Raw genomic sequence first — 26,021 nt, forward strand, 5'->3', positions numbered from 1 at the left:
CTATTTTCCTCGTTTGATGGCAATTTATCTCATTTTTATCGCCATTTTTGAAATGAGGACACCCCCTAAATCAAGTCGAGCGATTAGTTGACGCGAGTTTGGTAGTCACCAGTACGGGTATCGACACGGACGACTTCACCTTGCTGAACAAACAATGGTACACGCACAACCGCGCCTGTCTCTAACTTAGCAGGTTTGCCGCCACCACCTGAAGTATCACCACGTACGCCAGGATCTGTCTCCGTGATTTGTAACTCAACGAAGTTGGGTGGCGTGATCGACAATGGACTTCCATTAAATAGAGTGATGGTACATACGGCATTGCTGTTTTCTTTTAGCCATTGTACTGAGTCGCCCATTGCTGTTTTGTCAGCTTGGATTTGCTCAAAGCTTTCAGGATGCATAAAATGCCAAAACTCGCCATCGTTGTATAGATAGTTCATTTCAGTGTCCATGACATCAGCCGCCTCTAAGCTATCACCTGACTTGAAAGTTTGCTCCAATACTTTACCACTACGAAGATTGCGCAACTTGACACGGTTAAAGGCTTGACCTTTACCAGGTTTGACAAACTCGTTCTCAAGAATGGCACAAGGATTGCCATCGAGCATGACTTTTAGACCGGCTTTAAATTCATTAGTAGAAAAACTTGCCACAAGAAACTCCTAAAGGTTGCGAATATATGATCAGTATTTGGGTGTGGAGATAACTGTGCTAAGCGCTGTCGTCACGCCAACTATTCATGGATGACTGGTATGCTTTGATAGGGTACTCACTAAGGGCGTATAATGACGCCTTTTAGGCACAGGTACTAGGTTGTCATGATAAACCATTTAATCACACAAAAAAACTGGCAAACGCAATTATCCGAAGGCATTACCAGCATTGATGAGCTGCTTAGTATCCTAAAACTGGAATCCTTGCGTGCTGACGTTTATGTGCCTGAGCATTTTGAGCTAAGAGTGCCGCGTGCTTTTGTCGCAAAAATGACCGTTGGCGATAGCCATGATCCTTTATTAAAGCAAGTGCTACCCGACCAACAAGAGCAAGTCACAGTGACTGGCTACGTGGCAGATCCTTTAGCCGAAAACGACCATAACCCGACCAAAGGCTTATTGCATAAATATCAGTCAAGAGTGCTGTTAACGATTACAGGTGCTTGCGCGATTCATTGTCGTTACTGCTTCCGTCAGCATTTTGACTATAGTGCCAATATGCCCACTGCCGATGCCAAACAAAGCATCATCGACTATATTACTGCCCATCCTGAGATCAATGAGGTGATCTTGAGTGGCGGCGACCCTTTAAACGTGACCAATAGGCGATTATTTGCTTGGCTAGATACCTTGGAAGCCATCCCACAACTGACCACCATTCGGCTACATACTCGTTTGCCAATAGTGATTCCAGCACGTTTGGATGCGCCATTATTAGAGAGGCTGGCACAAAGTCGCTGTCATATCGTCATGGTCATTCATTGTAATCATGCTAATGAGATTGATGTGCTCACAGCAGAGTATTTGCAGCGGGCGCGAGCAGCTGGCATGACTTTATTAAATCAGGCCGTACTTCTAAAAGGTATTAATGACAGCGTTGCTGCTCAAATCGCTTTAAGCCAACGCTTATTTGCCGCTGGCGTATTGCCTTATTATTTGCACGTGTTGGATAAAGTGGCAGGCGCAGCACATTTCGATAGCGACGAGCGGTCAGCAGTCGCGCTTTATTGGTCATTATTGGCAGCATTACCCGGTTATCTGGTACCTAAGCTGGTCAGGGAGCTGCCAGATAGACCGTTTAAGGTGCCGATTGACATTTACAATGGGGCTTAAAAGTTGCATGATGACGAGGCAATATTATTTATGGACAAATAATGACCAATAAGTGCATAAGCAGCTGTTATTACGACCTTCTATCGATAGCTAACGCTTACCCGCTTGCTAATAGTTTGTGCAGCTATCACTGCGTAATGACTAAGGATAGTAATGATAACTTTATCGGATTTTCAAGAGCATCTGGCTTCGACAGAGCCGTTACTGCCTGCTTCTAGCCACTCGACCAACGGTCAAGAGCAGCATTTGCGCAAGTGGGTGGCACTTTTGCCATCGCAAACAGAAGCGCAGCAAGCGGAGCAATTGGAAAAAGTACTCACAGAGTTGAGAGTGGCTGACGTAGATGATCAGCAACGTTTCAAATTAATTCGTATCGTCCTTGATGCTGCCGATCGGCTGATTGCTGCTCTACGTCAGTCTTACGTCCATGAGACGGGAGCGCTGAGTGATGCTCAGTTGGACTGTGTTGCTCAAGTAAAATCTTTATATTATCTTATTATTTTGGTCTGCGACGGTGTGATACGCCGCGAAATATCGTTGTTAGACAATCAAAAAACGCCGGCAAGTAGCGGCTGGCAGCGCCGTTTTACGGGCGAAAAATCTGCGCCAATGACGTTAGCCATCGTTATTTACCAGACGATGTTAACGTACCAAAAACTATTGATGGAAGAGGCCATTTGTTATCAAAAGCCACCGTCATATGTCTGGGCTGCACTCAATCGATTGTATTATCTTGCCTGTCAGCGCCATGCTGCAACGCTTGACTTAAGTGCTTATGTCGTTACCAACCGCGCGGACAGTATACATCGATTGTATTGTCAAATATGTTTGCATAGCTTGCTCAATGTGCGCGGATTGCGTCGTTCTAATATCTTGCTGGTCCATCGCTTATTACCGGAGTGGGCTGAACCAATCGTTGCGACCATAGAGCCGCAAACTGAGACACGCGTCTTTGTCAATTTGCATAGTGAGAATCCACCTACTTATTTGACCGCCCACTCTAGCATCAATCCCTATGAGAGCCAGTACGACTGTCTCTTCATTGAGCTGGCATCAGTGATCGAGCATCTAAAATCACGCCAGCAAGCATTAATCAATGAGGGTAGCGAAGGCGTTGAGTGCTGTTTGCTGAATAAGATAGCAATGGCGATAACCTATCGCTATATGCAGCCGCAATTAACCGTACCGAATAAGTATAGCGCTAAGCAAGATGCCACAATGGTGATTGGATTTAACGATATTCATTATCATGCTAGTCATGCGCAAGGATTGATAAGCTTGATCGGCACCAAAGAGCTGCCGGATGGGGAGCGACCTCGCTATGATACCGTACCAAAAAAACCCGTGGACAGTAACTTATCAATCGTTGAAACCTTTGACAGCAAAAATGTCCTTTCGCCTTTTCGCACGTTGCAGCTGATGGTAAATCCTGTTGATGTTGATGTTGATGTTGATGTTGATGTTGATGTTGATGTTGACGTTGATGTTGACGTTGACGTTGACGTTCGTCCTCCCATTACCACTCCGCCACCGTTACAAATAATGAGTCTCTCTTTATTATGCCGTTCTGAGACGATGACCGCTGACTGGTCAATTGGGGTTGTACGCTGGCTCAATCTTGATACTCATAATCCAGAGGTAGAGTGGCAAGTCCTTGGTCACAAGTTAATCACTTGCGGGCTGCGTCTAGAGGATAGGAAGTCACGCAGTCAGCATTTTGTGCCAGCCTTCATTGTCGCTGGCGATGATCAGCTACAGACGACTTGCAGCTTAATAGTGCCGACCTTTCACTTTCAGACCAATGATAGAGTGATCATGCGCTTGCATAATAAACAGAAATTGTTACGTTTATTACATCCCTTATTGGTGACCGATGAGTTTAGCCAGTATGAAGTGGTACAACTGTAGTTTACGCAAGTATTTATTTGGATAGTGATATAGTCAATCCTATATAAATCGGCTGCGGTGGCAGCCTCTCTAAGTCTACTATTTGCCATACTTCAGCATGTCCAAGTTAAGTTAATATGCAGTCGGTCAAATTATTGTCTATAATGAGAGATACTGCGACTTACATTTTTATGGTCTAGAAATACCTACCTACCAAGTCAGTCATCCTAGACCGCATTAATAAACCAGTATTTTCAATACCCGCTGAGCCTAATACTTGTAGTGCTTGCTTATTTGCCGTGCTATTTTGATGTTAGAAAAAGCAGCAAGGTATCGAAATTAAGCGATAAAAATAAATACGATCATAAGATTCAAAAGGCCTCCTATGCGTACTCAGTCCGTCTTAAATCTACTAGTTATCGATGCCGATCAGCTCTATGCTGAGCGTCTGGTGGATTTGCTAGATTCTTATTATGACAGCATCAATCTAGGCTTTTTGGATGACAAGGAAGAGTTGCTCAAATCACTCCGCCAGCCGTGGGATGTTTTAGTTTTTGGCCAAGCCTATGATATGAGCTTTACCGACATGGTGGGCATCGTGCAAGAGCAGAGTATTGATCTGCCGATGATCTGTCTGATGAGTGCAGAGACAGCTCCAACTGCTCATAATGAGGACGGTTTGCCTTCTGTGATGAATGGCACGATGGTTAAGGCGCTTAGGGCAGACCAAGAGACAGCAGTGGTGATGGCGATTTGCTTACAGCATGATAATTTGCGTAGCCGCCGCCAGCTAAAAGCTCTGCATCATGTATTGTCTGAGGCAGAGCAGCGCGCTAATATTTTAATCAAAAACTCCAAAAGTGCGGTTGCCTATCTTGACCAAGGTATTCATATCTTTGCCAATGACCCTTATCTTCAGCTATTTGGTTTTGAATCAATGAACGATATCATTGGTGTACCCGTTATTGATTTGATCGCAGGTGGCGACAACGTCAAAGCCTTTAAGCAGTTTTTGCGACAGTTTGATAAGGGTAGCCGTGAAGAGGTCGAGTTCAAATTCGAAAGCCTACGTAAAGATGGCAGTACCTTTGAGGCAAAACTACAGCTGGCAGCAGCCACCTTGGATAGTGAGCCAGTTACTCAAATTATTATCCAACAAAATAACAGTAATAGTGCTGAGGTTGCTAAGCGCTTGGCAGAAGCTGAGCGAAAGGATAGCTTGACAGGAATCAACAACCGCCACGGTTTTGAAGAGCAGTTGATGATGGTACACCAGCAAGCAATCGATGGCGTACTGACTGCAGGGCTAATGTATGTTCGGCTCGATAACATTGGTAAAATTAGAAGTAGCTTGGGTTTGCAGGGTGTCGATACGACGGTCAAGCAGGTAGCTTATACCCTAGACGAGCTGGTGCCAGAGGGTTATGTAAGCCGCTTTAGCGATACAGCATTTACGATACTAGTAGAGAATCAGACAGCCGCAGAGCTCGAACAGCTCGCCGAGCACATTGGCTCACGTATTAGTGAGATGCTCATTGAAGTCGATAAGCGTACGACAAGCACCACCGTTAGTATTGGTATTGTCAAAATCGAAAAAAACACCGCTGAGCCTAAGATTGTATTAGAGCGAGCGATGGATGCCATTGCTCAGATTATGACTGAGACCTCCAATAAAGGTGGCACCTATCATTTGTATGATCCAAGCGAGCATGCCAATAGTGATGACCATGCGCTCGCTGAGTCTTTAGTCGATGCCATTGCCAATAATCGTTTTGAGCTATCGTTTCAGGCGATATATGACATCAATAATGACCGTAGTGACTTTTTTGAAGTCTATCTGCGGCTGCCATTGGCAGATGCTGACAATACCGTGTTGACGCCTCAACAATTTATGGCAGTTGCTAAAGCGCATCAATTGCTAGAAAAAATAGATCGTTGGGTACTGATTAATGCCTGTAAAAAGATAAATGACGTCCGTAAGATCCATCCTGAAGCACGATTATTGATACAATTGACCAGTGCTTCGCTGGTTGATAAAAAGCTACCAAACGTTGCCAGTCAGCTGATTAATGCCGTTGGCGGTGCTGCAGGAGCATTGACGCTACAATTTAATGAACAAGATATCGCTGATCATTTAACGGTTGCCAAATCTCAATTTGAAGCACTTGACCAAGTGGGCTGTCAGCTTGGTATTACTAACTTTGGCTCGTCTACTAAGTCCGTTGAGATTGCCAGCGTTGTCCAGCCAGATATCGTACGTTTGGCTCGTAGTTACGTGCAAGATATCGATTCTGCGGATAATTTAGAAGCCGTTAAGTCTCTTATCGTGCGTACCAACGCGGTTAAAATCGATGTGTTGATGCCTTACATTGAAGAAGCGGCAACCATGTCTGTCGCTTGGAGTGTAGGTGCGCGCTATCTGCAAGGGTATTATTTGGAAGAGCCAAGCAGTACAATAAAAGTGGCTAGTGGTACATAAGAGCACCTAATCTTGTGTGACCATACAGGTATAACCCTAGACGTTTCTTAAGCGTTGTTTATTGGTTTAGATGCCGATAAATAACGCTCTATTTTTAAACAGCTATCTATGCGTGCCGACCGATTTTGCCTGATTTCGCATTGCATTATTATCGATATCGTCTTATATAGCTGGTGCTCCTCAACTAAAGATTGTCAAAAATGTCTATTATCAGTAAGTCATCATTGAGCGGTATTTTTACCGCTGTTCTACTGCTCACCGCCTGCGGGGAAAGTATACCACCTGATCATCGCGCGCCTGTCACGCTGCCACTATATACTGGAGGTAACGCTGTCAATGGTGCCCTAATTTATAAAGAGGCTTGTGGTCAGTGTCATCAGCTCAATGCCGGTCTCAATAAAAAAGGCCCGCAGTTGATGAATATATATGGTGCGCCCGCCGCAGAGCTAGAAGATTACACCTATAGTGATGGGCTAAAAAAATCAGGTTGGATATGGGATGCAAAAACGCTCGATCCTTATATTGCGGATGCGGAAAAAGCCATGCTAGATTCAAAGATGCTATCAAACCCTATGCCTGATGCTAAAGAGCGTGCGGATGTAATCGCTTATCTGTCAACGCTTCGTGCCGCCGCGCCCCTAGTGGAAGATGAGGCAAAGTAATTCCTGATTTATACTCATTATCCAAAAAACGAGCCAATGATTACTATGACCCATACAGCCATCGATATGTCTCTTCCCTCTACACTCCAGTCAACATCAGAGATACTCAGTCAATCTGCGCCTAGTGCTAGCGACTATCGCCATAATCAGCAAAAAATCGCCCAGCTTATGGCACAGTTAAACCAAATTGTGTTGGACAAACCTCAAGCCGTTAAGTTGGCGCTCAGTGGTATATTGGCAGGTGGTCATTTATTACTGCAAGATATACCGGGTATGGGCAAGACGACCTTGGCGCAGGGATTGGCACAGTTATTGGGCTTGAGCTTTAGTCGTGTGCAGTTTACTAACGACATGCTGCCAGCAGATATTTTAGGCATGAGTATCTATGACCAAAGTAAACAGCAGTTTGAGTTTCGTTCTGGGCCTATCTTTACTCAGCTGTTACTGGCAGATGAAATCAATCGCTCCAGCCCCAAGACGCAAAGCGCATTATTAGAAGCGATGGAAGAGCGGCAAGTCACCCAAGATGGGAAAACCTATCCTTTGCCGCAGCCGTTTTTTGTGATTGCAACCCAAAATCCTTTGCAGCAAGCAGGTGTCTATCCACTCCCTGAATCGCAGCTAGATCGATTCTTACTATGTTTGTCGCTCGGTTACCCATCACCTGCAGCAGAGCGTGAGCTCTTAAAAGGTCAGGATCGCCGCGAGCTATTAAAAGAGTTGGATGCTGTGCTAGATACGGACGCTGTTTTATTAGCCCAGCAAGGGGTCAAGCAAGTTCATGTTGCGGATGTGGTTTTGGATTATCTACAAAGACTGGTGGCAAAAACACGAGCAAGCCAAGAGTATCATGGCTTATCACCGCGCGGTGTGCTGTCACTACAGCGTGCTGCACAAGCTTATGCCTATGTATCGGGGCATATGGAGATGACACCTGAAGATATTCAAGCGGTGTTCGCTGCGGTCACTGATCATCGTCTCGGTCAGCGTTTTGTGCCTGCGTACGTGACTGGAGGGCAGGCGACACAAACCATCGCGCAACGCATTTTGGCAGACGTGGCTGTTATTGTTTAACCGTTTGATTTTTCATAACGTGCGTTTATGTCTAAAACTGCTATTCAATTGTGAATGAGAGTATTAATTTTATGGTAAGGATAGGGTAATCATGAGCTTTTTGCCAAAAGCCTTAACCGTACCAGCTACTTCAGCATTAAGCCGTTGGTTTGCCTCGCGTGCGCCTAAAAGTGATAGCGCCACGCTCAATTTGCGCAATGTCTATATATTTTTTAGCCGTGAAGGGATGCTATTTGCGGTGTTATTGGTCATTACCTTTATCGCTGGCATCAACTATGGCAATAATCTGGTGCTGGGCTTATGTTTTTATTTGGTCAGTGTCTGGCTGATCAGCTTTCATGTGACCTTTGCTCATATCTCAGGTCTAAAAGTACAATTAATAGAAGTGACCATGGCAGAAGCGGGTGAGCCTGTTTGGGTGACTTTGCAGCTGCGCAGTGAGAGCCGCCAACCAAGGCGGCAGTTGTTATTTGGCTTTGAGCAGGTTGATAAAGAGACGGATAAAAAATCCAGTAAGAAAATCAAACCTAACGTAGATAGTCAAAACTCTGTGCTCGTTACACGGCTACAAGGTGAGCAAATTATTCGTTTGCCAGTACATACGCATAGTCGTGGGCAGTTTGAATTACCACGATTAAAAATCAAAACCGTTTATCCTTTGGGCATTATGCGGGCATGGTCTTATGTCTATTTTGCGCGTACGGCGTGGGTCTATCCAAAACCTGAAGCCTTTGACTGGCAGGCGCAGTATTCGGTCGCAAGTTTGGAGGATTTACCAACAGGCGGGCAATATCGACAAGGTCAAGATGACTTTGAGCGGCTCGATAATTATATCGAAGGTGAGTCGCTGGCACGAGTTTCTTGGGGGCATGTGGCGCGCGGTCAAGGTATGTTTACCAAGCACTTTGCTGATCCAGTCGGTCATGAACAAAGCTTAGATTATGCCGATATGCCAGCGGTGCATCATGAGCAGAGGCTGGCTCAGATGACGTATGGGGCGATGAGGCTGGGTGAGCTGGGTGTGCCGTTTAAGATGTGCTTGCCGAGTGATGCCTCTGCTGCTGCCCCGATGGGAGAAGGTGATAGTTTTGCGCAAGCGTGCTTGCTAAGGTTGGCAAAAACGCCATGACCAATATCTCTAAAATAGATGACTCAAAGAAACCGGTAGAAGTATTTACTGGCTCTTCTAAATCAGACTTTATAAATTCTGCAAGCTTTGAGAAGTTGGCATTGGGTCAAAATATCGCTTCTCATACTGAACAGGCTAGCGATACTAAATGGACTCGCAAGCTATTTGCCTTGCCAGCGTATTATTGGGTATTAATCGCCCAAATCATCGTCATTTTACCTCATGCCGCGCATCTGCCTTTATGGCTGATTGGCTTTGCTGTGGTTAGTATCGCGGCCCAACTACCACGCATCAAAGCTAAGTTCAAAAAATTGCGTCATTTAAAACGCGTCTATCAAGGCATGCAAATGCTCGGCTTCTTGCTGGGTCTTGTCGGTCTATGGCTGACGTACAATACAGCGTTTGGACTGGATATGGGCGTGGCATTTTTAGTGCTATGTCTCATCAGTAAGCTATGGGAATTGTATAAACGGCGCGATGCTTATGTGGTCTTAAATTTATCGCTATTCGTGCTTGCTGCGCTGTTTTTGATGGATCAAGGTCTTGTTACGACTTTAGAAGTAATCATCGGTGCTGTCATTATCTTGTTGGCATTTATTGCGCTCAATGACGATGGCAATACTCGCGGTGATGGTCGTCTGCGCACTTTGGGTGTATTAGGTCTTGGGGCACTGCCATTATTGGTTGTATTGTTTTTATTCTTCCCGCGCTTACCACCGCTATGGTCAGTGCAGCTATCGGGTCAGCAAGCAACCACTGGCGTCTCCGATAGTATGTCGCCCGGGGATTTTGCTAATTTGGGACAATCGACTGAGCTGGCATTTCGGGTAGAGTTTGCAGATAAGCGCCCACCGCAGCAGCAATTGTACTGGCGCGGCTTGGTATTTAGCGAGTTTGATGGGGTTACATGGCGTCCTAGCCCTCAGCAACAACAGTGGCGGCCTGCACCGCAAATGCCTGTTTGGATTGAGAACGCCTTTGCTACTATCCCCGATGAAGTGAAAGTTGCGCCTACCAGCTATGAGGTTATTCTAGAACCCACACAACAAAACTGGCTATTTGGCCTCGATTATCCTTTTGCCCAGCGCCAAGACATCAGTATTACTTCAAACTTTACTCTATTAAAAGACCAGCCAGTTACTCAGCAGTTCCGTTATGACGTATTACAGTTTGCGCCGATGCGCATTGACCCTGTTCTGTCTGAAGCATTACGGCGGCTGAATCTTGCTCTGCCAGCTGATGGCAACCCACAAGCACGCGCACTGGCAAAGCGATTATTTGCGCAATCTGGCTCAGATCCAGTGCGCTATATTGCAGCTATTGAACGCTGGATTAATCAAACAGAATTTCGTTATACACTATCGCCGCCACGGCTGAATAAGAACCGTATTGACGAGTTTTTATTTGAGACCAAAGCGGGATTTTGTGAGCATTATTCTTCAAGTTTTACGTTTATGATGCGGGCAGCTGGTATACCTGCGCGGGTCGTGGCAGGCTATCAAGGTGGCGAGCTAAGCCGCAGCGGCAATGTTTGGGAAGTTCGGCAGAAAGACGCGCACGCTTGGACGGAGGTTTGGCTTGAGGGTCAAGGCTGGGTACGTGTTGATCCGACAGCTTTTGTTGCGCCTGAGCGCGTTGAGCAAGGAATGGATGCGCTGACGCAGTCGCAGGGAGCTGCGATGTTCGGTGATGGCGCTAGTGCGCAAATCAGCTATCAGCAATATCAAATGCTACAAACCTTGCGCCGCCTCTCAGATCAAGCCAGCTACTATTGGCAAAAAGACGTCGTCGGTTACGATCAGGACAAACAAGCTGACTCGCTACTCAAATGGTTCAACATCCGCTCAGTGATGCAGCAAATTATTTGGTTGGCAGCGAGTGCTATTACTGTCATAGCTATTTTAATCTTTGTCATTTGGCAACGTCGCCGCAAACGCTGGCATCTAGCAGATCTGCCGCTTGCACAGCTATCAAGACGTATTGGTAAAGTGGATAAATCGCTGGCTCGTGATGACAGTGAAGGCCAACTAGCATGGCTTGAGCGCGTGGCACTGGCTATTGATTCAAATGCCGAAGGTGGTACTGATAGCCGTTTAACAGACAGCGGTCACTCAGAAATTGTCCAAACCAAAATAATGCAGATTCAACAAGACTATCGTCAGCTACGCTATGGGCGTCTCAGTGCACTTGAAATCAGTGATAAAGAATATCAAATAGTGCTCAAACAGCTCAAAAAAAATGTCGGTGAGTTATTTTGATGGCTGTTTGTGAAAGCGTGGTTTAGCACATGATAAGATGTTAAGGGTAATAAAGGAGGCGGCTCTATGGCAATATATGTGGATTTTGTGCAGATAGAATTTAAAGGCTATAAATGGTGTCATATGTTGGCTGATACGCTGCAAGAGCTGCATGAGTTTGCCTTATTGATAGAAGTAGATCAGCGCTTATTCCACCGTCATGCCAGTTACCCGCATTATGATGTTACGGTACAGATGCGCGCGATAGCGATTGAATATGGCGCTATCCCTGCCGGTCGAAAAAAGATTATCGAATGTGCTAAGAAGTTAAAAATAGAGCTACACGAGCAAATCGCACAGTCTAAGAATGGCTAATAAGTTAATCTTTTAAAGATATAAAAAAGGTGGGTTATGCTTTTGCATCCCACCTTTTTTGTGTTCATATTTCCATTTATAGCTTACTTTGCAATAGCTGCCTTACTGACACCATCAAGCGCTTTTGCGATGTTAGCTATCTCGGTATCACAACCTTTGATGTTATGACGGTCTTTGAGATATTCAGGATTGTTGTACGACAACCAGACTTTTTTATCTGCATCTTCACTGATAAGGATTTTTTGTGGTAAGTCGATGGCAACGCTTTGCTCGCAATTCATCAATGGCGTACCCGCTTTTGGGTTACCAAACATAATTACCTGCGTCGGTCTCAATGTTAAATTGGCACCTTGCGCATTTTTTTGATGATCGACGCGCGCAAATACTTTCATACCTTTACTTTCAATAATCGCTGCCAGCTTATCCGCAGTATCTTGAACGGAATGATTACTTTGCATCGTAACCAAACCCTTTTCAGCATTGATAGCAGTCATCGTTTCTGGTGTTGACGGCATTTTATCTGGCGCGTTTAAAATATTTTCAACGCTGGCACACGAGGACATGGCCAAAGCTAAGGCAGCGATAGAGACAGTCTTAATCATAAAAATTCCTTTTATTATGGTTGTTTATAGTCAGAGCACTTTTAAACCGCTACGGTGTTACCCGTCCTAGATGGACTCAGTGTACTATCTGCGGTCGGTCGCCTTGTAGCGATTCTAAAATTCCTCAACTATATTTAGTGAGTGATGCTTGGTTTTGTTAAGCGACCTTCTTCTAATATTACAGATATTCCTTAATGATAGTGGATAATATTCATTTTAAGTAAAACCGAATGTTAAGTAAAACCGAATAGGGGCTTTGCATGTTCATGCTAAATGCTCCGATAGATAATCTACCAGTAATCGAATCTTTGGCGATAAATGACGGTTGTGCGGATAGATAGCCCATATACTTTCTTCAGGCTCTCTATAGTCATCCAGCAAGCTGACCAGCTCACCTGATGCTAAGTACTGTTGCACATAATAATCCGGTAGCTGCACGATACCTAGCCCTTTTAGCGCAGCATCAACTAGGCTATGACCACTGTTATATTGAACGCTGCCAGAAACGCGTAGATTTTTTTCTTTATCCGTATTTTTTCCAGAATCTATTTTGCCATCTTCTATAAAGTGCCAATAGTCACGTGTGCCTAGCAGACAATTATGTTGACTCAGCTCACTCAAAGAGTGCGGTATACCGTGTTTCTCAAGATAAGCTGGCGCGGCACAGACGAAATTTGTACGACGGCTGAGTTTTTTTGCCATCATCGTTGAGTCGCTTAATTTACCAATACGAATCGCCAAATCATAGCCACCGTCGATCAAGTCCATTTTTTGATTGCTCAAAAAAGCCGTTACTTCGATATCACTGTATCGCACCATAAAATCATTGACCAGTGGTAATAATTGCTGCTCACCATAAGTGACAGGAGCGGTCAGTTTAATCCTGCCTTGTGGCTTTGACTGTAGGTGGCTCACTGCTTGTTCAGCGGCATCCAAGCCATCGAGCACACCGCGGCAATGCTGATAAAACACGCGGCCTTCTTCGGTCAGTGAGACCTTGCGCGTGGTTCGATATAGCAATTTTATATTCAAGCGCTTTTCTAACGCGCTGATCTGCCGACTGACTTGCGCAGTCGAGAGGCCCAATTCTTTTGCGGCGCGCGTGAAGCTCTCATATTCTGCCACACAAACGAATTCGCTAATACCATCCCAGCGCATGATTGTTACCACTGTGTAAAAGATATTTGCAAATATAGCATATTGTTATCATCTCAGAAACAACTATAATTATCGACATAGCATGAAATGTTTTACAGACTGCTACAACTGTAGCTTGCCTCTACTAGGTAAGCACTATAAGCTGAATAGGTCTGCGCTGAATAAACGATAAAATTAATTAAAAAGAGAGACTCTTATGTCAGATAAATTTATCAAATCGAAAGCCGCCATTGCTTGGGGGCCAAACCAGCCGCTATCTATCGAAGAAGTGGATGTCATGCTGCCGCGCAAAGGCGAAGTCTTGGTAAAAATCATCGCTAGCGGCGTTTGTCATACCGATGCGTTTACCTTATCTGGTGAAGACCCAGAAGGCGTATTCCCAGCGATTTTGGGTCATGAAGGTGGTGGTATCGTTGAGCAAATCGGCGAAGGCGTTACCAGTGTCCAAGTTGGCGACCATGTCATTCCGCTATACACCGCAGAATGTGGCGTCTGTAAAATGTGTACCTCAGGCAAAACCAATTTGTGTTCAGCCGTGCGCGAGACTCAAGGTAAAGGTTTGATGCCAGATGGCACAACGCGTTTTTATAAAGATGGTCAGCCAATTTACCATTATATGGGTTGCTCAACTTTTTCTGAATATACGGTCTTGCCAGAGATTTCATTGGCTAAAGTCAATAAAGAAGCGCCATTAGAAGAAGTTTGCTTGCTTGGCTGTGGCGTCACGACTGGTATGGGTGCGGTCATGAACACTGCAAAAGTCGAAGAAGGTGCTACGGTTGCTATCTTTGGCATGGGCGGTATTGGGCTGTCAGCGGTCATTGGTGCTGCAATGGCAAAAGCCAGCCGCATTATTGTGATTGATATCAATGAAAGCAAGTTTGAGTTAGCCAAAAAACTAGGCGCAACTGACTGTATTAATCCAAAAGATTATGACAAACCAATTCAGGAAGTCATCGTTGAGTTAACCGATGGCGGTGTTGATTATTCGTTTGAATGTATCGGTAACGTCGATGTGATGCGTTCCGCGCTTGAGTGCTGCCATAAAGGCTGGGGCGAGTCGGTTATTATCGGCGTGGCTGGTGCAGGTAAAGAAATTTCAACCCGTCCATTCCAGTTAGTGACTGGTCGAGTCTGGAAAGGCTCAGCATTTGGCGGCGTGAAAGGTCGTACGGAATTGCCAGGTTATGTTGAGCGCTATCTAGCGGGCGAAATCCCATTACAGGATTTCATTACTCATACGATGGGTCTTGATGACATCAACGAAGCCTTTGACTTGATGCATAAAGGCGAGAGTATTCGTACGGTTATTCATTTTTAGAAGCTAATCTTGAAATATAGTCAAAATATTCCAAAAACGCTACGATACTGCTGATATCAGTTTTTTGTAGCCTCTGTCTGCACAGGCACAGCAAGCAAGAAAAATTGGTATCAGCAGTGCGTGATGTATCGATATTACCTTTCACTGACTATATTAGGGCGTGTTGAACATTCACAAATAGGCACTGCTGATTGCGAAAACTGTTCTAGACAAGGCGTAAAACGACGGTAATGCTCATGCCTTAACTAGGTTTACAACGCAGCATAGGGCAGTTTTCGAATCAGCTCGAAGAGACAGGTCTATTTTTTGCCATTTCATGGTTAAAAATAGACGCTTAGAATGACTAAACTTACTGTTTTAACGTCGAACTGTCTAAAAAATAGTCTCTGTCAGTGCCATGGTCGAATGTTCAACACGCCCTAGTTTTAAAATGAATATCGTGTCATAGCATTCATAAAAATGCCGCTTCTATTAGTAGAAGCGGCATTTTTTGTTTTATTGCTAAAAATCAGAAGGGTTATTTGCTCTGATTATTAAGAATAATCTGATCGGTAAGCGTACCTAAATCTGATGCTATAAAATCAGGTGTGGGAACATTCGACGCTGATAGCAACGCGTTACAAGGTCGCGTGAGAAATGCAGCGTGGCAGCCAGCCGCTTGCGCGCCGATGGTATCCCAAAGGTGACAGGCGACCAAACACAACTCTGACACTTCAACAGACAACTCTTTGGCTACCATCTGATAGGTTTCAGGTGCAGGCTTGAACTTGCCAACAGTCTCAACGCTGAAGTGCTGCTCAAAAAACTGACTTAGTCCTGCTTTTTCTAATGGTGTTGGAGATGGACTGCTCGCTGAGTTGGTCAACGTCACCAGTCGAAACCCTGCTTCAGTTAGCTTGGTTAATGCTGGCACCGCATCAGGGTGAGCTGGCATTTTGCTCATACGCTCTTTTAACTCATCGATATCGCTTTTTGTCAGCGTGACACTATGAATATCAGCCGTCATCTGTAAGGCAGCGACGCCAAGTTCGCCAAAAGGTGTATAGAGACCGGATAAGGTCATGGTTTGAGAATAAAGCACCAATTGGGCAAACCATTCTCTCAGTATTTTTTCATTGTCAAATAAGCGAGAAAATAAAGGCGCGAGGGTATCAATATCGAGTAGCGTCTCATTGACGTCAAATACGATAATCGAAGGTGGATGCTCAGAAGACATAAGAGATTCCTTTATTAAGAGTCAATGTAAGAGTCAATGTAAGAGCTAATAAAACCTAGTCTGGCATGTCAGCCAACTGCTGCAAGATACTCGTGAAGTTCTCCACCCCTTGAGCACCGCTAACCAAATGACGCTCATTGAATATCACCGCAGGTACGCTTTGGATACCTTGCTGCTGCCAATGTTGCTCAGCGGCACGTACTTCTTTAGCAAAACGTTGGTCTTCCAGTACTGCTAGCGCCTCGCTACGATCGAGTCCAGTCTCCGACGCAATATCGGCGAGTACGGAATGATCAGAGATGTTTCTGCCATTGGTAAAGTGGGCGGTGAACAATGCTTGCTTTAACTCATGCATGCGACCTTGCTGATGCGCCCAATGTAAAAGCTGGTGCAAGTTAAAGGTGTTGTGCATGCGCATGTCATCACTAAAGTTGAACTCAAAACCAACTTCACTACCAGCTTCCGTCATTCTTGCTCGGCTAGCGTCAGACTCTTGCTTGGTTGAGCCATACTTTTCGGCAATATGCTCCCGAAAATTTTGACCTTCGCTTGGCATATTAGGGTTTAGCTCGAACGGATGCCAATGAATTTCGTACTCGGTATTGGTTTGCTTGAGTGCTTCAGCCAACTGTCTATAACCAACGACGCACCAAGGACAAACGACATCTGATACGATATCTATGCGTAAGGGCTTCTCGATATTTTTCATATGACCTCTCGTTATTTACAAGTTTGTTATTCATGATTTTGGTATTTATGATGGTAATTATAGTCAGTGAAAAGTAATATCGATACATCACGTACTGCTGACATCAATTTTTCTTGCTTACTGCGCCTGCGCAGACAGAGGCGACAAAAAATTGATATCAGCAATACCGTAGCGTTTTTAGGATACTTTGACTATAACTATCGTCTTATTCAATAAGATGTTAACTGAAAAAACTGCTGCTCGATTGTTTTCGAACAGCAGTCTCTCTTACAGCAGTATAAAAACACCAGAGGGGTCATTACAACCCCAAATTGGTGGTTTCGTTAGTCTGCTTTGTGCCATTCAAATTTCTGGAATGGCTTGTCGATTGGCGTGTTGGCAAGATGGTTGGTGTAATTGCTCATCACTTTTTGCGCCGCAGCAAGGACTACTTCTAGGATTTGACGTTTGGTAAAGCCAGCATCCAAGAATGCTTGTACAGCAGCATCATCTACGTTACCGCGACCACGGACTACAGAGAGTGTAAAGTCACGTAGCGCTTCTAATTTCTCAGTCGGTAGTGTAGTTTCATTGCGCAATGCTTCGGTGATGGCATCATCCACTTTCATGCTTTTGGCGATACCAGTATGTGCAGGTACGCAATAATGACAAGCATGCTCGACGTTGATGGTTTGCCAGACAACGGTGACTTCTTCGTCATCGAAACTGCTGTCCAAAAACAACTGATGTAGACGTTGATAGCCTTCAAGCAATCCAGGCGCTTCAGCCATCACAGCATGCAAGTTTGGAACCATGCCAAATGCTTTGATAGAAACGTCTAGCAAGTCTTTGCTCTCTGCTGGTGCGGTTTCTTTGTCGTGTAATGTAAATTCGGTCATACAAAATCCTTAAGATAAATAGTTGTTAGGTCGTTTTTAAAGTGTTGTAGCTTATATTTCTTAGAGTAGATACCTGAAATCAGATCTCTTAAAAAGGACAAGTCAATTTGAGTGAATACTCAATTTAACATGTCAATCTTCTCTAAGTGAATCAACTGCAACCACTATAAACAAATTTGAGTGATTGCTCAACAATGAATTGTGAAGATATATAGCCAATTTGTAACGGCACCAAAAATGTGACTCATAAAAGGATAATGACTATATTGAAGATTTTACCGAACACATTTAAAACTTGTTCGATTGTCTACTGACGAATATAGAAAACTGACCAATGTAAAAAAGAGTCATCATCATAAATAAGATGCCCGTTAGCAGCATCACTCATGTCTCGACACTCTCTATGATTAAAAACTACCTATGATTAAAAACTACACTGTAATAACTACAAAGTAAAAACAAAACAACTTTTTTGATACGTCATAATAAATTTATCGATGCCGTCTTTTGAGGCGTATTTTACCATTCCATTATGTTCATCTGCCAGCGAGAAGCCAGCATGTCTACTTTGACCTTAACAATCAATAAACAGGATTATCAGCTCGATAATCTTGACGCCCGTACGACACTGCTCGACGTCTGTCGTCAGCACTTACGAATTACTGGACCTAAAAAAGGCTGTGACCACGGTCAATGCGGGGCTTGTACGATGCTCATCAATGGACGACGGGTTAATTCTTGTCTGACACTTGCCGTCATGCATGATGGGGATGACATCACAACGATTGAAGGCATCGGGATGCCGGATTCGTTATCAGAATTGCAACAAGCCTTTAAAGACAACGACGCATTTCAGTGCGGATATTGCACCCCAGGTCAGATTTGCTCAGCGACCGCATTGATAGAGGAGATCAAACAAAATTGGCCAAGCCATGTCAGCACAGACCTGCAACATCCTGATGGTCTCCTTATACAAGAAATTGCTGAGCGCATGAGTGGTAATATCTGTCGCTGCTCAGCTTATCCCAATATTATCAAAGCCATTTCACAAGTGCTTGAGAGTCAGGTATCAGAATCTAGTATTCAAACAACAGACAACGCAGTGCAAAATTCGAGCGTGACAGGTATCTGGTCACCGCCGCCTAGTGAGGCGCAACTCGGCAAAGTCTCAGCAAATAATAAGACGGTAAATAATAAAACAGCAACTGCTACGACAGGAGGCCGCTCATGAGACGTTTTGAATACAGCCGTGCTGATGCACCAGAGCAAGCCGCGATATCTGCTAGTAGCAAAGATGCTTCCTTCATCGCAGGTGGTACCAACTTATTAGATTTGATGAAACTAGAGATTGAGACGCCAATCAAATTGGTCGACATTACTCGTTTAGAGTTAGAAAAGGTCGAAACCACTGCCGATGGTGGTTTGCGTATCGGCACGCTTGTGACCAATAGCGATTTGGCAGCGCATCCTGACGTTATTGCAAATTACCCAGTATTGTCCCGAGCGATTTTGGCAGGAGCGACAGGTCAGCTACGTAACAAAGCGACCACTGGCGGCAATTTCTTACAGCGTACTCGTTGCTATTATTTCTATCAAACAGACAGTGCCTGCAATAAGCGCGAACCGGGGACTGGTTGTCCTGCTGTCAATGGTGAAAACCGTACGCTGGCTATTTTAGGCACGAGCGATGCCTGTATTGCTCAGCACCCCTCTGATATGGCAGTGGCCATGCGCTTGCTGGATGCCACTATCGAAACAGTTAAGGCGGATGGCTCGACTCGTGCTATCGATGTAAAAGATTTTTATTGCTTGCCAAAAGACACGCCGCATATCGAAAACGTGTTGGAAGCAGGCGAGTTAATCACTCATGTTGTATTACCTGCACCTGTCAAGGGCATGCATACTTATGACAAAGTACGAGATCGCGCTTCCTATGCCTTTGCGCTGGTATCTTGTGCCGCAGTAATAGATGCTGACGAAAACGGTAGTTTGAAAACGGTACGATTGGCGTTTGGCGGTATCGGGACTGAGCCATGGCGTAACGAAGAAGTTGAGGCATTATTAATGGACACCGATGGCAATAGTGACGTTATTAAGCAGGCTGCCGATCTGTTATTGCATGATGCCAAAGGTAATGGTCAAAACGACTTTAAGATACCGTTGACGCGTCGCCTACTAAAACAAGTCATTCAGCGCGCACTAGCGGGCAAGGGAGCATAATCATGTCATTATTTGAATCAATTACTCAGTCAGAACCGACCAAAAAAATGACCATGGATGAGCCTGTCGAGTCTCTGTTTAGCAAAACGGCGAGCAAACTGGTCGGTAAGCCAATCAACCGTGTTGATGGCTCGTTAAAGGTTAGCGGTCAAGCGCATTATAGTGCCGAAATCCACTTAGATAATAAAGCCTACGGTGTTTTGGTCGGTGCGACCATTGCCAAAGGTCAAGTCGAGAACATTGATAGCAGTTCTTTAGACGGCATTCCTAATATTATCAAGGTTGTCACAGACCCTAAGCATTTCTTGCGTAATTCTCAGCAAGGCGGGTTAAAAAAGGCACCAAAGCAGGGAGCAACTGAGATTTTTTATCATGGTCAACCTATCGCTGTGGTCATCGCTGAAACTTTTGAAGCGGCAACAGAAGGGGCGAAGGCGCTTAAAGTTATTTATAAAGATGAGACTGACCAAGCGGCATTGAATTTTACTAAAGAGCTGTCTAACGCCCATGCAGTCGATGAAAAAAAAGGCTCTGATAAAAATTATGTTCAAGGCGACCCAGAGCAAGGTTTAGCTGATGCAGAGGTGACGCTCGATCGCTTTTACCATACGCCGAGTCAAAACAGTTCTGCGATGGAGCCACATGTGACATTGGCGCATTGGGAGGAAGACAAGCTAATTCTCTATACTGCCAATCAAATGCTTGCGTCTTGCAAGCAGCAAGTCATGGACGCCTTAAACTTAAACAAAGACCAAGTTCAGTTAATCGCGCACTATGTCGGTGGTGGGTTTGGTAGCAAGCTAGGTATCGCCCCTGAATCTATTGCCGCTGCGATCGCTTCAAAAGAGCTTGGTCGTCCAATATTGATTACCATGACCCGTCCACAAGTCATGGAAGCGACAGTCAGACGCTCAAACACTCGTCAGCGCATTGCGATTGGCTGTGACAAGGACGGCGTTATTGACACATTGATTCACGATACCGTTTCTAGCAATTTGCCTGGAGAGGCATTCTTTGAGCCGACTGCTTTATCTACTCATTACTTGTACCGCGGTAAAAACCGCCGTGTAAACTATGAAATGGTAGACATGAACCAAGTGCTATCAGGCTCGATGCGTGCGCCTGGTGAGGCGGTTGGAATGATTGCCGTTGAATGTGCGATGGATGAGTTGGCTTCACAATTAGACATTGATCCTATCGAGCTGCGTCGCCGCAATGAACCCGAAAAAGACCCTAGTAAAGACATTCCGTTTTCGTCACGGCAGCTGATTGCTTGTATGGAGCAAGGTGCAGAGCAGTTCGGCTGGAGTCAGCGCAACGCCAAGCCTGCCAGTCAATTAGAAGGTGACTGGTGGATAGGAACGGGCATGGCAGCTGCGGCACGTGGGAATCAATTACAGCCTTCTGAAGCGCGCGCAACCCTGCAAATCGATAAGTCAAAAGCGCTCGGTGTCAAAGCAGTTATCGAGACAGACATGACCGATATTGGTACAGGGTCTTATACTGTGTTCTCTCAAGTAGCCGCAGATTTACTAGGACTACCCATTGACCATATTGAGATGAAACTGGGCGATAGTGCATTTCCGCCCGCAGCAGGTTCAGGTGGCAGTTGGGGAGCGGCGAGTGCAGGTAGTGGCGTCTACCTCGCTTGTGAACAACTGCGTGAGATGATAGCAGAAAAAGTGGGTCTATACCCTGATACGATTCAGCTAGATAACGGTCAAATTAAGCAAGTAGGCAAACACGATCTAACTGCTATAGAGGCAGCCAAAGAGAGTAGCCAAGCGTTCGCTGATAGCACTATTGATAAAATATCTGAAACGACCGGAGTTTCATTTTCAGAGAATGTATTAGAAGAACAGTCAGAATCAGAAAAATATGATTTTGACAATACAGAATCATATGCGCTTGCTGACGTGGTCGCGGGCTATGATGAGCAAAAAATCAGTGCCAAAGGCCAAATAAAGCCAGGTAAAAATGGTAAGAAGTATCGTCAATCCTCTTTTGGCGCGAACTTCGCTGAAGTAGCCGTTCATAAAGTCACGGGCGAGATTCGAGTGAAACGTATGACGGGCGCATTTGCCGCAGGTCGTATCCTTAATCACAAAACAGCGACTTCGCAATGCTATGGTGGCATGGTGTTTGGTATTGGTTCAGCATTGATGGAAGAGGTCATCCACGATAAACGTGATGGTCGTCTGTGTAATCATGACCTTGCTGAGTACCACGTCCCCGTCAATGCAGATGTACCGCAGTTGGATGTGATATTGGTAGAAGAAGATGATCCTTATACCAACCCAATGCATATAAAAGGTATCGGTGAGACCGCGATTGCTGGCGCTGCTGCCGCGATTGCTAACGCTGTCTATAATGCCGTTGGCGTACGTGTATATGATTTTCCGATTACCCTCGATAAGCTGCTTTATGAGATGCCAGAGTAATTTTTTAAGCCATATGTACGACAGGAACCCGCTTAATGAGCGGGTTTTTATAACTCAATCAGCAGTATCATTTCGTCATTATCAAAAAAATAAATATCAAATAAGAGGCGTTATGAATCAGGTCGCTGACATTCTTGAGCTGGCAAGTACGGCTAAGCAGCAAGGCGTTGATGCTGTATTGGCAACGGTCGTACGCACCGAGGGCTCAGCGTATCGTCGTGCTGGCGCGATGATGCTCATCTGTGAGGGTGGTCGCTCGGTTGGGATGATCAGTGGAGGCTGTCTAGAGCCGCACATTATCAAACGTGCCTTTTGGCTTACTCGTGATGGTGCCAATGTGCAGGTTTATCAAACGGGTGATGATATTGAATATGCTGACAATGGCCAAGCGCAAGTAGGCGTTAAGGAAACTAAGTCTGATATATATAATGAGTCAGATAGTGATTTAGATGATGCGAACTTTGATGAGTTAAATTTTGGCTTGGGCTGTAATGGACGAGTGCATGTACTATTTGAGCGATTAGCAACGGCTGAGCCACTGTTAGAGACAATTCGTCAAGTTCGACGTACTCAGCAGCCGATCACAGTGGCGACTTTAATACGCGCTAACGATGGACAGTTTCGAGATTCTATATCGCAAAACAGTGATAACTTGCAAGTTGGCATGCGTATTAATTTAGATGAATATCACAGTTTGGGAAGTATTCCAGAACAAGGGAAAATAAACCCTTCAAATATACTTGCTAATACCGTAGAAGAATTAGCACAATATAAGCTGTCTGATAAGACCACTGAATATGTGACTATAGAGAATGATGAAGTAACAACAGAGTGGCTCGTGCAACGCCTGCAACCACAATTGCGCTTACTGATTTGCGGGGCGGGTAATGATGTGATGCCGCTGGTGACCATGGCCAAGCTACAAGATTGGCATGTGACAGTTATAGATAGTCGCGCGCAATATGCGACGCGCATGCGGTTTCCTCAAGCGGATGCGGTGATGTCGCTATCTTTAGATGACAGTGAGACTTTGCTTCAGCTGAGCCATAACGCCGCAGTCGCTCTAATGTCACACAGTTTGAGTCAAGATCGTGCTCGTCTCGCGATACTGTTAGAGCATCCAGACAATTATAAATACTTAGGACAGTTGGGGCCGCGCTACCGGACCGAACGTTTAATCAATGAAATTAGCATAAATATCAGCAATCCTACTATTTTAGAGGCTGGTATCCATAAATTGCATTATCCGATTGGCTATAAGTTAGGAGGCGACGGCCCTGAGGCACTCGCGCTCGGTATCATGGCAGAGATAAATACGGTCATGCACGGGCAAAGCAAACCAGTAGAATTTTCACACAATCACTGTTCAGATATAGCAGAGACGAGTAGTGATTCTGATATTGTGCCGAGTGTTGTATGAGCAAGAATGATTTTAAAAAAGAGAATGTAAGACAGTGCCAAAATCACGCGGTCATCATCTTGGCAAGTGGCATCAGTCAGCGTCTCGGTCAACCAAAACAGATGCTTTTTAAGGATGGCGAGCCGTTAATTGCCTGCATGACTCGACTGGCACTGAGCACCAATCCGCAAGCTATCGTTGTCGTTATTCCTGATAATCGTCGTTTGATTGCCAGTGCGATTACGGATTTAGCTGATCAACACCCATCGGTTCAAATAGTGGTGAATCCACAACCTGACACAGGTATGGCGCATAGTTTAAGTTTGGGTATTGAAACCATCGCTAGTTTTGAAAATCCGTCAATCAATCGAGTGCTCATCATGGGAGTGGATCAAGTTTTACTAGATGAGTTGCATTTGACGGCTTTGCTCGCTGGCAAGCAGGCTGTGGTTGCGAGTAACTATCACCATTGGCAACCTTTAGAAAAACACCAAAATCTGCATGAGGGTGCATCTGATATCATAGGTCTACCTTTAGTAATTAACTATAAATTGCTTAGACAGTGGCAGTCAGCATTGATAGGCGATAAAGGGCTTCGTAACCTAATCAGAGGATTGCCCACTGATCAAATAGGGAGGGTCGATAATGATCAACTTAGCTATGACATTGATACGCCTGAGCAGCTAGCATATGCAAAACAGCAAGGCTGGCTTGATGACTAGCTTTACGAATATAATTTATTTTAAACCATGAGACGCGAGAGAATAAAATTATAAATATGATAGAAACTGAACGCCTCTACCTTAGACAGTGGCAAGCAAGCGACTTTGCGATATTCGCTGAAATGAACGCTGATCCAGAAGTAATGCAATACTTTCCTAAGTTGTTAACCCCTAAAGTAAGTGATGTCATTGCCAATAAGTGCCAGCAGCTTATTGCAGATAATGGCTGGGGGCTTTGGGCAGTTAGCCTAAAAGGTGATAAAGAAAATAGCGGTGGCTTTATCGGGTTTGTTGGATTAAACGATACGCATGCTGATATGTCCTTTGCTCCTGCGGTTGAGATTGCATGGCGTTTGAGCAAAGAACATTGGGGACAAGGGTATGCTACTGAAGCAGCTCGTGCGTCTTTGAATTTTGCCTTTACTGAGCTGGGGCTTGAGGAAGTGGTTTCATTTACGGCGGTCATTAATAAGCGCTCGCAACTGATCATGCAGCGCATTGGTATGACGGATACGCAAGACAATTTTTATCATCCTGCGCTCAAATCAACTCATCCGCTTGCTGAGCATGTGTTGTACAAGATATCTCGTCAGCAGTGGCAAAATATATAGAAAACTTACTGTAAAAGGGCTCTGTATTGTTTATTCGTTTTGACCAGTCTCAACCCGCGAAAATGTCAAGATATGCCCCTTAAAAGGTAAATCCAGATAAGTGGTATTCTCAGGCTTGACGTGTTGACTACTAAAGCCAAACTCAGCCATCTTATTAGTCAGTTTATTTTTGCGACCGCGACCAGGATCGACCACGATGACCTCGCAGGTTGGCATAGCATGACGGTCAATGAACTCAGCCAGTATATCGATGTGCTGATCTTCATAAAGCAAGTCGCTGCCGATAATCATATCAAACTTGCCCAGATGGCTATTGTCTTCTGCCCAGTCTAAACGCTCAAAATTGATCTCTTTGTTATTATTCAGCGTGGTATTTCTATCAAGGAAATACTCAACCGTTGGATGATAGTCAGTCGCTGTGATGTCAGCATGTCTGTGATTGAGTAGTAGACTAGAGAGCGCCATACCGCAGCCAACTTCTAAAATACGTTTGCCTGCGATATCGTAATCGAGCATGTGATTGGCCAGTACCAAGCTTGACGGCCATATCACCCCAAACATCGGCCAAGAAGCCGAGCAAATGCCCAAATTCAACGCTTCATCGTCAGGGTCACTAAATTGTTGGTTGTCACGCAGGGTGCAAATATGGATATCGGTGTTGCCAATTTCAATCGTTTGATAACGCACGCGCACAGTGGTCAGCGAAGTCATAAACTGTCCTAAAAATAAGCAAGAATGCAAAGTTTGGCAGAGGTTGCCACTTTCAGTAAGGTAGGACGTTGGACGAGGTGATTTAAATCTTGGAGGCTTTATATTTTGTAGAAGCTAGGGTTTTATGGAAACTTAAACAGCGGTAAGAAAACATCTTACATGCATGAGAGGAGTATGACCTAAACGTTGACAAGTTGTTGTTAATTCTGAGGGTATTCTTATTACTGTGTGACATTGACTAGAATTAGAAAGCCGTAGAAAAATGAATGGCATGAGAAGAGTTGGTGTAAGAGACGGCAGTGCGCTTAATTTTATATAAGCGCACTGAGTATTATTCTAGTGTGAAATATTGATGTTGAGC

Annotated in this window: 22 protein-coding genes; 15 read left to right on the plus strand and 7 right to left on the minus strand. The window is 44.8% G+C overall.

From position 1 onward, the window contains the following. Positions 1 to 83: 83 nt before the first annotated feature. The gene (efp, locus tag IE130_RS00090; protein ID WP_189579898.1) at positions 84 to 656 is read right to left on the minus strand and encodes an elongation factor P; all 573 of its coding nucleotides are present in this window, start codon (positions 654 to 656) and stop codon (positions 84 to 86) included. A 165-nt stretch (positions 657 to 821) separates the two neighbouring features. Here efp and epmB point away from each other — a divergent pair, with 165 nt between their 5' ends. The 8 genes from epmB (at position 822) to IE130_RS00130 (ending at position 11,672) form a co-directional block, all read left to right on the plus strand. Further along, positions 822 to 1,829 (plus strand): EF-P beta-lysylation protein EpmB, encoded by a 1,008-nt coding sequence (epmB, locus tag IE130_RS00095; RefSeq protein ID WP_189579901.1) that lies wholly within the window; start codon positions 822 to 824, stop codon positions 1,827 to 1,829. Between the two features lie 153 nt (positions 1,830 to 1,982). After that, complete coding sequence (locus IE130_RS00100; RefSeq protein WP_189579904.1) at positions 1,983 to 3,737, plus strand: cyclic-di-GMP receptor FimW-related protein; 1,755 nt, start codon at positions 1,983 to 1,985, stop codon at positions 3,735 to 3,737. Between the two features lie 364 nt (positions 3,738 to 4,101). Further along, positions 4,102 to 6,195, plus strand: coding sequence for an EAL domain-containing protein (locus tag IE130_RS00105; RefSeq protein WP_189579907.1), 2,094 nt, complete (start codon positions 4,102 to 4,104; stop codon positions 6,193 to 6,195). 200 nt (positions 6,196 to 6,395) lie between these two features. Next, positions 6,396 to 6,857, plus strand: coding sequence for a c-type cytochrome (locus IE130_RS00110; protein ID WP_189579910.1), 462 nt, complete (start codon positions 6,396 to 6,398; stop codon positions 6,855 to 6,857). Positions 6,858 to 6,923: 66 nt separating this feature from the next. Continuing rightward, positions 6,924 to 7,931 carry an AAA family ATPase gene (locus IE130_RS00115; protein ID WP_189582402.1) on the plus strand — a complete coding sequence of 336 codons (1,008 nt, stop codon included), beginning with the start codon at positions 6,924 to 6,926 and terminating at the stop codon, positions 7,929 to 7,931. A 91-nt stretch (positions 7,932 to 8,022) separates the two neighbouring features. Further along, entirely contained in the window at positions 8,023 to 9,060 is a 1,038-nt protein-coding gene (locus IE130_RS00120; RefSeq protein ID WP_189579913.1) for a hypothetical protein, read from the plus strand. Next, on the plus strand, positions 9,057 to 11,318 hold the full coding sequence (locus IE130_RS00125) for a transglutaminase TgpA family protein (RefSeq protein ID WP_189579916.1): 2,262 nt from the start codon (positions 9,057 to 9,059) through the stop codon (positions 11,316 to 11,318). Before IE130_RS00120 ends, IE130_RS00125 begins: the two co-directional genes overlap by 4 nt. Positions 11,319 to 11,384: 66 nt before the next feature. Next, positions 11,385 to 11,672, plus strand: coding sequence for a DUF4031 domain-containing protein (locus tag IE130_RS00130; protein WP_189579919.1), 288 nt, complete (start codon positions 11,385 to 11,387; stop codon positions 11,670 to 11,672). 83 nt (positions 11,673 to 11,755) lie between these two features. On the opposite strand, the gene IE130_RS00135 is transcribed toward IE130_RS00130, so the two are convergent. Together IE130_RS00135 and IE130_RS00140 are read right to left on the minus strand one after the other, a co-directional pair. Further along, positions 11,756 to 12,274: a DUF302 domain-containing protein gene (locus IE130_RS00135; RefSeq protein WP_189579922.1), complete on the minus strand. Its 519-nt coding sequence runs from the start codon at positions 12,272 to 12,274 to the stop codon at positions 11,756 to 11,758. A 264-nt stretch (positions 12,275 to 12,538) separates the two neighbouring features. Further along, the gene (locus IE130_RS00140; protein ID WP_189579925.1) at positions 12,539 to 13,432 is read right to left on the minus strand and encodes a LysR family transcriptional regulator; all 894 of its coding nucleotides are present in this window, start codon (positions 13,430 to 13,432) and stop codon (positions 12,539 to 12,541) included. 211 nt (positions 13,433 to 13,643) lie between these two features. On the opposite strand from IE130_RS00140, the gene IE130_RS00145 reads away from it, so the two are divergent. Beyond that, positions 13,644 to 14,753, plus strand: coding sequence for an S-(hydroxymethyl)glutathione dehydrogenase/class III alcohol dehydrogenase (locus tag IE130_RS00145; protein WP_189582404.1), 1,110 nt, complete (start codon positions 13,644 to 13,646; stop codon positions 14,751 to 14,753). A 517-nt stretch (positions 14,754 to 15,270) separates the two neighbouring features. Here IE130_RS00145 and IE130_RS00150 read toward each other — a convergent pair. From IE130_RS00150 to IE130_RS00160, 3 genes are all read right to left on the minus strand, one after another. After that, positions 15,271 to 15,969: a haloacid dehalogenase type II gene (locus IE130_RS00150; RefSeq protein WP_189579928.1), complete on the minus strand. Its 699-nt coding sequence runs from the start codon at positions 15,967 to 15,969 to the stop codon at positions 15,271 to 15,273. 55 nt (positions 15,970 to 16,024) lie between these two features. Further along, the gene (locus IE130_RS00155; protein WP_010201018.1) at positions 16,025 to 16,678 is read right to left on the minus strand and encodes a DsbA family oxidoreductase; all 654 of its coding nucleotides are present in this window, start codon (positions 16,676 to 16,678) and stop codon (positions 16,025 to 16,027) included. 323 nt (positions 16,679 to 17,001) lie between these two features. Then, positions 17,002 to 17,556: a carboxymuconolactone decarboxylase family protein gene (locus IE130_RS00160; protein ID WP_189579932.1), complete on the minus strand. Its 555-nt coding sequence runs from the start codon at positions 17,554 to 17,556 to the stop codon at positions 17,002 to 17,004. Positions 17,557 to 18,115: 559 nt separating this feature from the next. Between IE130_RS00160 and IE130_RS00165 the strand changes: the two genes are divergently transcribed. The 6 genes from IE130_RS00165 to IE130_RS00190 all read left to right on the plus strand — a co-directional run bounded on the left by IE130_RS00165 (position 18,116) and on the right by IE130_RS00190 (position 24,949). Then, positions 18,116 to 18,787 carry a 2Fe-2S iron-sulfur cluster-binding protein gene (locus IE130_RS00165; RefSeq protein WP_189579935.1) on the plus strand — a complete coding sequence of 224 codons (672 nt, stop codon included), beginning with the start codon at positions 18,116 to 18,118 and terminating at the stop codon, positions 18,785 to 18,787. Then, positions 18,784 to 19,776 carry an FAD binding domain-containing protein gene (locus IE130_RS00170; protein WP_189579938.1) on the plus strand — a complete coding sequence of 331 codons (993 nt, stop codon included), beginning with the start codon at positions 18,784 to 18,786 and terminating at the stop codon, positions 19,774 to 19,776. Before IE130_RS00165 ends, IE130_RS00170 begins: the two co-directional genes overlap by 4 nt. 2 nt (positions 19,777 to 19,778) lie before the next feature. Beyond that, entirely contained in the window at positions 19,779 to 22,217 is a 2,439-nt protein-coding gene (locus tag IE130_RS00175) for a xanthine dehydrogenase family protein molybdopterin-binding subunit (RefSeq protein WP_189579941.1), read from the plus strand. Positions 22,218 to 22,329: 112 nt separating this feature from the next. After that, positions 22,330 to 23,637 carry an XdhC family protein gene (locus IE130_RS00180; RefSeq protein ID WP_189579945.1) on the plus strand — a complete coding sequence of 436 codons (1,308 nt, stop codon included), beginning with the start codon at positions 22,330 to 22,332 and terminating at the stop codon, positions 23,635 to 23,637. Beyond that, the gene (locus IE130_RS00185) at positions 23,634 to 24,338 is read left to right on the plus strand and encodes a nucleotidyltransferase family protein (RefSeq protein WP_189579948.1); all 705 of its coding nucleotides are present in this window, start codon (positions 23,634 to 23,636) and stop codon (positions 24,336 to 24,338) included. Before IE130_RS00180 ends, IE130_RS00185 begins: the two co-directional genes overlap by 4 nt. 56 nt (positions 24,339 to 24,394) lie before the next feature. Next, positions 24,395 to 24,949, plus strand: coding sequence for a GNAT family N-acetyltransferase (locus IE130_RS00190; protein ID WP_189579951.1), 555 nt, complete (start codon positions 24,395 to 24,397; stop codon positions 24,947 to 24,949). Between the two features lie 30 nt (positions 24,950 to 24,979). Here the strand turns inward: IE130_RS00190 and IE130_RS00195 are convergent, their stop codons facing one another. Then, positions 24,980 to 25,660: a class I SAM-dependent methyltransferase gene (locus IE130_RS00195; RefSeq protein WP_189579954.1), complete on the minus strand. Its 681-nt coding sequence runs from the start codon at positions 25,658 to 25,660 to the stop codon at positions 24,980 to 24,982. Between the last annotated feature and the right edge of the window lie 361 nt (positions 25,661 to 26,021).

The organism is Psychrobacter glaciei, from assembly GCF_014652895.1.
GTDB lineage: Bacteria > Pseudomonadota > Gammaproteobacteria > Pseudomonadales > Moraxellaceae > Psychrobacter > Psychrobacter glaciei.